Genomic DNA, 8558 nt, shown 5'->3' with positions numbered 1-8558 from the left:
TACGTGCCGAAATCGCCCTACAGGAAGGACAAGCTGCTGATCAAACCCTCGAAGAAGAACGTCTCGGCGTTCTATCGGAAGGTGCGGGAGATCGTCAAAGGCAGCGGCGCCCTGACGCAGGAAGCGTTGATCGGCCAACTGAACCCGGTGCTACGGGGATGGGCGCACTACCATGCCCCGGCAGTAGCACAAGAAACCTTCAGTACGCTGGACCACCTGATCCACTGGCGACTCTGGAGGTGGGCGAAACGCAGGCATCCGCAGAAGTCCGCGGCGTGGATTCGGAAGAAATACTTCCACTCCATAAACGGACGGAACTGGGTGTTCGCGTTCCCATATAAAAACAGCAAGGCAGAGGTGAAGTACCGCCGGCTATATGCGCTGGCCGACACCACAACCGCGCACCAGAAGCGTCTTCCGGGAGACTACCATCCCTACGACGCGGCGCAGGAGCTGAAGTGGGAAAAACTGAGAGTCCAACGGATGCAGCACAAGCTGCGTTATCGGGGACAGATCCTCGGGCTTTTCCGGCGACAGCAGGGCAAATGTGCTCTGTGTGGGCACGCGGTCAGCAAGGAAACCGGTTGGCACGATCACCACGTCGTCAGACGGGTGGACGGCGGGCCGGATACTTTGAGCAATCGCGTGCTGCTTCATCCGAACTGCCATGCACTGGTCCACAACCAGAAAAAACAGGTAGCACTGCTCCACAGCGGCCTATAGTGGTATAGTCGCGCACAATTCCGTGCGTTGCCGGCCGAGCCTCTTGGCTTCATGTAGGCTTGAGCCGTGTGCGGTGAAAGTCGCACGCACGGTTCTTAGGGGGGATGGGCCAGTAATGGCCTATCCCTACCCGACTCGACGGACTGACACAGGCTGGCAAGGACGACGGCCAGGGACTTCGCAGGATAGCGAATCATCAGGACGATGAGACGGGGAAAAAGGGAAAAGGGAATGAAGAGTAGGCGAGGTCATCCTCGCCTCTTTTTTTGCGTGCAGAAAAAGTGGACACCCTGTCTCCGGCGGGTGGCCGGGCAGTCAGTCGATGTCGATACGTGTATTCCTGGCGATCTGGATGCTGTTGCTGTATTGGCCGGCCAGGGCCGTCGAGCTGCGCTTCGCTACCGGTGAGTTCCTGTCTTTCGACTTTTCGGCCGAGGAGTCTTCCGGCGAGGCGAAGGCCCCGGTTCCCCACGGTCCCTTCGTCGACGTGGTGCAGGCGGTCTGCACCCATATCCGCTTCGACTGCCCGATCGACCTGGTACCCTGGCGTCGTGCCCTGGCGATGGTCGAGCAGGAACTGGCCGATGCGGTCTTCGCGGTCATTCCCAACCACGAAAGGGCGGCCGATTTCCTCTTCACCCCTGCGCTGATCGACTCCAGCCTCGATCTGTACGCCCATCGCTCCAATCCCGCGAAAGGCTGGCAGCCGGAGCCGGGGGGCAGCCGCGAGCTGCACACGCTGGGCCCCTCCGGCACGGCCAATCTGGTGAGCCTGCGCCTGCAGGGCATCGCCACGGCGCATGTCCACCTGGAAATCGACAACCTGCGCCTGATGCGCAAGCTCGATGCGGGGCGTTTCGGCGACGGCATGGTGGTGATGAATCGCAATATCGCTCGGCGGTTGATCGAGCGGCATCACCTGCGCAACGTCCGCGAGGTCGGTCTGTTCGAGGAGGTGGGCTACGCCATCGCCTTCTCCCGCCAACGGGTTTCGCCCGAGAAGTTCCAGGCCTTCGAGCGGGGCCTGGAGGCGCTGATCGCCGACGGCACGATTTCCAGAATTCTCCAGCGCTACCGGCTGGAGTTGGCTCCCGCCGCTCGGGAATGGGCTGCCCGCTCTGCGTCGGAGGAGCCGTGCGATTGTCTTCTCCACGGCGGCTTAGAGGAACACGGCAGCGATGTCCACCGAGGAATGCCGACCTACTGCCCGGTAGTGGCTCGTCAGCCACGCTATGGCCTGTGAGCGACCCTGGTCGCGGAGCATTTCCAGAAAGGGCTGGCTGGTGGTCATCTTCGATTCCGCGGCGAGCCGGCCCATCAGCACGTCGTCGGCGATCATGTGCAGGTGGGTCTGCTTCAGCCGCCGCTCCAGCCGGCCCAGGGGCAGCAGCGTGCGGGCGGCGTGTTCGCGGGCGTGGGCGAAGCTGTGCATCTCGCGCAGGAAGGTGGACTTGAACGCCAGCTCCTGCGCCCGGCGACGGATCTCCTCGGCGCTCTGGGGCGTATTGCTGTGGGCCATGGGGCTGAGCAGGACGAGCAGGATATCGCTTGCGGTGCATTCGTAGACCAGCGGAAACACCGCCGGATTCGCCGAAAAGGCGCCGTCCCAGTAGGGTTCGCCGTCGATCTCCACGGTGTGGTGGAAGGTCGGCAGGCAGGCCGAGGCGAGCACGCAGGACGCGCTCAGCTCGTGGTGGCGGAACAGTCGCAGGCGGCCGGTGTTGGCATTGGTCGTGGCGATGAACAGGTCGAGCGGGCAGTCTGTGCGCAGGCGTTCGAAATCGACCAGCGAGACGAGGATGTCGCGCAGCGGATTGACGTTCAGCGGATTGAACTGCCGCGGCGAGAGCAACTGGGCCCAGTAGAGCATCATCCGGAGGCTGCTCGCCGGATGGCCGCTGCGGATGCTGGCGCCGGCGTTGAGCATGGGCGCGCTGCCGGCCACCGCCTGCCAGAAGTTCGCCAGAGCCTCGCGCGCGCCGTCGCGCCCGCCCTGCAGCAGGCCGTGGGCCAGCACGGTCGCGTTCATTGCTCCGGCGCTGGTGCCGCTGACGCCCGCGAAGTCGAGCCGGCCGTCCTCCAGCAGGGCGTCCAGGACGCCCCAGGTGAAGGCGCCGTGGGCGCCGCCGCCCTGCAGGGCGAGGCTCACGGCAGGGCGGTTGTTGCGCGAACGAAAGAACATGGCGGGCTCCCTGCGCTTGGAAAAGGTGTCCGGTTCAGACACGCAAAATCCGTTTCCCTCACCCCTCGGCAGACCGATGGAGTGCCTTAACCCGGCCCCGGCGGCGCGGTGTCCAGCAGCGGGGCCAGCAGTGCGCACATGCTACGCCAGTGCGAGCCTTCCCAGTACAGGCGCTGGCAGGCGTCGCAGGCGAGAAAGCGCGAATAGAGGGCGGCGATCCGCGGCGGCAGGCGTGGCCGGGCCTGTTCCGCGGCGATCTCGCGCAGGGGCCGGTTGCAGTGGATGCACAGGCTGAACGGCCGGGCGCTGCGCGCCAGATCGAGGCGCTCGAACAGCTCGCGCAACTGCAGTGCCGGTTTCAGGGCATGCAGGTAGCAGCCGCGGTCGACGATGCGCCGCTTGAGCAACTCGCGGTCGCGGGTCAGCACGATGCGTTCCTGTTCCGCGGCGATGGCGGCGATCTGGCCGTCCTCGTAGTGGTTGTCGTAGAGGGTGTCGAAGCCGCACATGCGCAGCAGGCGGGCCAGTCCGCCGAGGTGGGCGTCGGCGACGAAGGACAGCCGGCGCAGGGGGCGGGCGCGTACCCGGAGCAGCGGGGTGATATCCAGCGTCTCGAAGCGGGGATAGACCGCCACCCGGTCGCCGTCGCGCAACGGCCGGGCGAAGTCCGCCGACTCGCCGTTGATCAGCACCAGCTCCACCTCGGTGTGTGGCACGCCGAGTGCCTCGATCATGTGCTTGACCGTCGCCGCCCGCGCGCAGGGACAGGTGAACGCTTGCCGTCGCCGCTCGAGCGGGAGGAAGTCGTTGAGCTCTTCGTAGAAGCGGAAAGTGGCGCTGACCATGCCGACAGTATGGCAGCCGGGCCGAAGGGCGGCGCATTGCATGCCACTTCGCCGGCAAGCAGGTAAGATCGCCAAGAGATAATATGACTGGGCGAGCGGCTCCGCCCGGGGCCTTGTCGATGCCGGCGGCGCCGGTGTTTTTCACGAGAAAAGAGGTTCAGGAATGAGCGATATTGTCTTCATCACAGGGGCGACCTCCGGCTTTGGTCGTGCTGCCGCCCGCCGTTTTGCCGAGGCCGGCTGGTCGCTGGTACTGACGGGCCGGCGCCTGGAGCGCCTGCAGGACTTGCAGGAAGAGCTGAAGAGCAAGGTTGCGGTGCACATCGCCGCCCTCGACGTGCGCGACGCCCAGGCTGTCCGTGAGGCGGTCGCAGCGCTGCCCGAGGGCTTCCGCCAGGTCAAGGTGCTGCTCAACAACGCCGGACTCGCCCTGGCGCCGGAGGCGGCGCAGAAGGTGGCGCTGGAGGACTGGCACACCATGATCGACACCAATATCACCGGGCTGGTGAACGTCACCCATGCGCTGCTGCCGACCCTGATCGCCACCGGCCAGGGCGCCAGCATCGTCAACATCGGTTCGGTCGCCGGCCACTGGCCCTATCCGGGCGGTCACGTCTACGGCGCCACCAAGGCCTTCGTCCAGCAGTTCTCCTACAACCTGCGCTGCGATCTGCTCGGTACCGGCGTACGGGTCACCGATGTCGCCCCGGGGCTGGCGGAAACCGAGTTCACCCTGGTGCGCACCAAGGGCGATCAGGACGCCTCCGACCGACTGTATCGCGGCACCACGCCGCTGACCGCCGAGGACATCGCCGAACAGATCTTTTACGTGGCGAGCCTGCCGGCGCACGTCAACATCAATCGTCTGGAAATCATGCCGGTGCGCCAGGCCTGGTCGGCCTTCGCCATCGACCGCGACCCGCAGTGAGACGTCGCGCCGTGCTGGCTGCGGCGCATCTCATGACTCAAAACCGCTCGCGTTCGCCCAGATAGCGCCAGTGACCCACCGGCAGTTTGGCCATGGCCAGACGGCCGATGCGGATGCGCCTCAGGCCCAGCAGCTCGAGCCCGACGCTTCGGCACATGTGCTCGATCTGTCCGTCCTTCGGCGCCTTGAGAGCGAAGCGCAGGTGGTGTTCGCTCTGCCAGCTGACCTTGCACGGCGGCACCGGCCGGCCCTGGTAGTCGAGGCCGTGGTTGAGCAACTGCAGGCCGCCTTCGGCAGGCTGGCCGGCGACCTCGGCGATGAACTCCTGCTCCAGCAGGCCGGCCTCTTCGCCCAGCTTGCGCAACACGCCGCGCTGCTGGCTGAACACCTGCAGGCCGCTGGCGGCGGGCTCCAGCGGCAACAGCGCGGTGATCCGCTCGAAGTGACGGCGCAGCGGGTGCTGCGGGCCGTGGTCGCTCTCCGCCCGGGTCGCCGGGCCAAGTCGCTGCAATGCCTGCGCGAGGCTCTCGCCGGCCGGCTTGTGCAGCAGCAGGGTCACCGGTTCGACCGGCGCGGCCACGGCGTCGGGGTGCAGGAGGATTTCCTCGCTGCCGACCTTGAACTGCGGCTCCTCGACGATCTGTCCGGCGACGCTGACCCAGCCGCCCTCGATATACAGCTCGGCCTCCCGGCGCGAACAATGGATCAGCTCGACCAGGCGTTTGGACAGGCGGATGGGATCGGTCATGATGGGAGCACTCGGAATCGGGCGACCATTGTACTCGCTGGCGAGGCCGCAGAGCCTGACCGGTAGGCGCCAGCGTGCTGGCGATTGGTCGCCGCAAAGAAGCATCGCCAGCACGCTGGCTCCTACAGTTGTAGTGGCTGCGCCCCTCCTTCAGGAAAGGAACTCGACCATGCGTCCTCTTCGCCTGATTGCCCTGTTCTGCGGTGTCCTGCTGAGCCCGGCCCTTCAGGCGGCGGACTACCCCAGCGAAAAGGGCCGATTGCAGGTCGAGCAGTTGGCCGACGGCCTCGAGCATCCCTGGGCCCTGGCCTTCCTCCCGGCCGGTCAGGGGCTGTTGGTCAGCGAACGGCCCGGCCGCCTGCGGCTGTTCGCCGAGGGCCGGCTCTCCGAGCCGCTGGGCGGGGTGCCGGAGGTCTACGCCGAGGGGCAGGGCGGGCTGCTCGACGTGGCGCTGTCACCCGGCTTCACCGAGGACCGGCTGGTCTACCTGTCCTATGCCGAAGCCGGGGCGGACGGCCATGCCGGCACCGCCGTGGGCCGCGGCCGGCTGTCCGCGGACCGGCGCCAACTGGAGGATTTTCGGGTGATCTTCCGCCAGCAGCCGAAGCTCTCCACCGGCATCCACTTCGGCTCGCGGCTGGTGTTCGACCGCGACGGCCACCTGTTCGTCACCCTCGGCGAGAACAACCAGCGGCCGACCGCCCAGGATCTCGACAAGCTGCAGGGCAAGCTGGTACGCCTGTATCCGGATGGCCGCGTGCCGGAGGACAACCCCTTCGTCGGTCGGGCGGGTGCGCGGCCGGAGATCTGGTCCTACGGCCATCGCAACCCACAGGGCGCGGCGCTCAATCCCTGGACCGGCCGGCTCTGGACCCACGAGCACGGCCCGCGTGGCGGCGACGAGATCAACATCCCCGAGCCCGGCAGGAACTATGGCTGGCCGCTGGCCACCCACGGCATCAACTATTCCTTCCTGCCGATCCCCGAGGCCCGCGGCAAGCGTGTCGAGGGCACCGAGCCGCCCCACTATGTCTGGGAGAAGTCGCCGGCGATCAGCGGTATGGCCTTCTACGACGCCGGGCGCTTTCCCGCCTGGCAGCACAGCCTGTTCATCGGCGCCCTGGCCGCCCAGGCGCTGATCCGCCTGGAGCTGGACGGCGACCGCATCGTTCACGAGGAGCGCCTGCTGGAAGGGTTGGCCACCCGCATCCGCGACGTCCGCGTAGGACCGGACGGCTACCTCTACCTGCTGACCGACGAGACGAACGGCAAGTTGTTGCGCCTCGGACTGGCGCCCCGGGAGTAGAATGCCGCCCCCGGCAAGCAAGGTATTCAAGATGGCACTCATTGGGCGGTTCAACTCTCTGCAGGTGGTCAAGCACACCGACTTCGGCCTCTATCTCGACGGCGGTGCGGGCGAAGAGATCCTCCTGCCCCGGCGCTACGTGCCCAAGGACCAGACGAGCGAGGTCGGCGACTGGCTGAACGTCTTCGTCTACCTGGACAGCGAGGACCGGCCCATCGCCACCACCTTGAAGCCCAAGGTGCAGGTCGGTGGCTTCGCCAGCCTCAAGGTGCTGCAGATCAACCATATCGGTCTGTTCCTCGACTGGGGCCTGCCCAAGGACCTGCTGCTGCCCCATTCGGAAGAGAAGCGCCCGCTGCAGGTCGGCGACTACTGCGTGGTGCACGTCTACCTCGACCCGCGTACCCGGCGCATCGTCGCCACCGCGCGGCTGGATCGCTACCTGGACAAGACCCCGGCCGACTACCGGCCCGGCCAGGCGGTCGACCTGCTGGTGGTCGAGCCCACCCCGCTGGGCTTCAAGGCGATCATCGACGGCCAGCACTGGGGGCTGATCCACAAGAACGAGGTATTCAAGTTCCTGCGCGGCGGCATGCGCGAGCAGGGCTACATCAAGGAAGTGCGTGACGACGGCAAGATCAGCCTGAGCTTGCAACCGCTGGGCCAGGCCGCCCGCGACGAGCTGAGTGAGCGCATCCTGGCGCGGCTGCGCGAGGAGGGCGGGGTACTGCCGCTCGGCGACAAGAGCCCGCCGGAACTCGTCGCCAAGCTGTTCGGCGTCAGCAAGGGCAGCTTCAAGAAGGCCATCGGCGGCCTCTACAAGCAGGACCTGATTGCCATCCACGACGACCGTATCGAGCTGCGCTGACCCGGCCAGGCGCCCGCAACTGCCTGAAAGACTGAAAAAAGTTGCCGATTTCGCCACTCCGGGGCTTGAGCTCGGCCGGCCGAATTTGAATAATGTGCGGCGTTTTCCGCCGGTGTAGCTCAGTCGGTAGAGCAGCTCATTCGTAATGAGAAGGTCGAGGGTTCGATTCCTTTCACCGGCACCATTTTGTTGTTTACAGTTGGCTCCAGTTGTCTACGAAAGCCAGTAAATACGGCACTTCCAGCCCGATTCGTTGTTTCTGGTTGTCTCCCGTTATCTCCATACATATCCCGGTTTTAGGGATACGTTTAGGGATACGTCGGCACGATGGCAGGCGCCTCACCCCTTGGCGTGCTCCGCTGTTCGCTGCCGTATCCCTTGGCGTGATGCCGTACCCCGTCGGGCGGTTTCGGTCGGCGCCAATTTCCATCGTTTCGACTCTCCAGACCAGGGCAAAAACCTGGCATGAATTGGCCTTCCGTTTGGCCGGTTGCCGCTTGATAAAATTCACGCCTAGATCAATGGTGAAAATTTTTGTCAACCGAAATCTTATGGCTATGTCTGAGTTAGCTGTTGCAGCAGGCTAAGCTGATCATGACGTCTCCGCATGCGGGAGGTGGATCATGAAAGCGAGTCACTTCACGCGATGGATCGCTCAGCTCTCCAGCCTCAGCCCAGAACAGCGTGAGCAGTTGAAGGCATGCCTGTCGGCACCTGGCAGCCTTGCGCAGGACATGATCGCCACGCCCAGCAGTTGCCCGCACTGTCAGTCCAGCGAGTTACAGCCGTGGGGCTCCAATGGCGGCCTGCCACGGTATCGCTGCAAGTTTTGCGGCAAAACCAGCAACCCATTGACGGGTACACCGATGGCGCGACTGCGAAAGCGCCATCTCTGGCAAGACTATGCCGAGGCGTTGACCCAGAGCCTGACGGTACGCAGGGCGGCGAAACACTGTGG

The 8558-nt window shown here is 65.4% G+C and carries 9 protein-coding genes and 1 tRNA gene; 7 read left to right on the top strand and 3 right to left on the bottom strand.

Going from position 1 to position 8558, the window contains the following annotated elements; translation table 11 throughout:
* Both BMY22_RS21990 and BMY22_RS21985 read left to right on the top strand, forming a co-directional pair.
* Positions 1 to 723: group II intron maturase-specific domain-containing protein (locus BMY22_RS21990; RefSeq protein WP_208599373.1), on the top strand; the 723-nt coding region annotated here is incomplete at its 5' end.
* 322 nt (positions 724 to 1045) lie between these two features.
* Positions 1046 to 1966 carry a substrate-binding periplasmic protein gene (locus BMY22_RS21985; RefSeq protein WP_090625418.1) on the top strand — a complete coding sequence of 307 codons (921 nt, stop codon included), beginning with the start codon at positions 1046 to 1048 and terminating at the stop codon, positions 1964 to 1966.
* Here the strand turns inward: BMY22_RS21985 and BMY22_RS21980 are convergent.
* A complete protein-coding gene (locus tag BMY22_RS21980; RefSeq protein ID WP_090625417.1) occupies positions 1883 to 2905 on the bottom strand; it encodes a patatin-like phospholipase family protein in 1023 nt (340 codons plus the stop codon). The two genes, BMY22_RS21985 and BMY22_RS21980, sit on opposite strands and share 84 nt — an antisense overlap.
* A gap of 86 nt (positions 2906 to 2991) precedes the next feature.
* Entirely contained in the window at positions 2992 to 3750 is a 759-nt protein-coding gene (locus BMY22_RS21975; RefSeq protein ID WP_090625421.1) for a Mut7-C RNAse domain-containing protein, read from the bottom strand.
* 163 nt (positions 3751 to 3913) lie between these two features.
* On the opposite strand from BMY22_RS21975, the gene BMY22_RS21970 reads away from it, so the two are divergent.
* Positions 3914 to 4678 carry an SDR family NAD(P)-dependent oxidoreductase gene (locus BMY22_RS21970; RefSeq protein WP_090625415.1) on the top strand — a complete coding sequence of 255 codons (765 nt, stop codon included), beginning with the start codon at positions 3914 to 3916 and terminating at the stop codon, positions 4676 to 4678.
* 37 nt (positions 4679 to 4715) lie between these two features.
* Here BMY22_RS21970 and BMY22_RS21965 read toward each other — a convergent pair whose 3' ends face one another.
* Positions 4716 to 5426 (bottom strand): rRNA pseudouridine synthase, encoded by a 711-nt coding sequence (locus BMY22_RS21965; RefSeq protein ID WP_090625413.1) that lies wholly within the window; start codon positions 5424 to 5426, stop codon positions 4716 to 4718.
* Positions 5427 to 5595: 169 nt separating this feature from the next.
* On the opposite strand from BMY22_RS21965, the gene BMY22_RS21960 reads away from it, so the two are divergent.
* The 4 genes from BMY22_RS21960 to BMY22_RS21945 form a co-directional block, all read left to right on the top strand.
* Positions 5596 to 6732, top strand: coding sequence for a PQQ-dependent sugar dehydrogenase (locus tag BMY22_RS21960; protein ID WP_090625412.1), 1137 nt, complete (start codon positions 5596 to 5598; stop codon positions 6730 to 6732).
* Between the two features lie 31 nt (positions 6733 to 6763).
* Positions 6764 to 7600, top strand: a complete 837-nt coding sequence (locus BMY22_RS21955) for a CvfB family protein (RefSeq protein ID WP_090625420.1) — start codon at positions 6764 to 6766, stop codon at positions 7598 to 7600.
* Positions 7601 to 7708: 108 nt separating this feature from the next.
* A tRNA-Thr gene (locus BMY22_RS21950) sits at positions 7709 to 7784 on the top strand.
* 439 nt (positions 7785 to 8223) lie between these two features.
* On the top strand, positions 8224 to 8558 hold a 335-nt coding region (locus tag BMY22_RS21945), incomplete at its 3' end, for an IS1 family transposase (RefSeq protein ID WP_143068596.1).

Origin of the sequence: Azotobacter beijerinckii, assembly GCF_900110885.1 — a bacterium.
In the GTDB taxonomy this organism is placed as follows: domain Bacteria; phylum Pseudomonadota; class Gammaproteobacteria; order Pseudomonadales; family Pseudomonadaceae; genus Azotobacter; species Azotobacter beijerinckii.
This window is presented reverse-complemented; position numbering and strand designations above follow the sequence as displayed.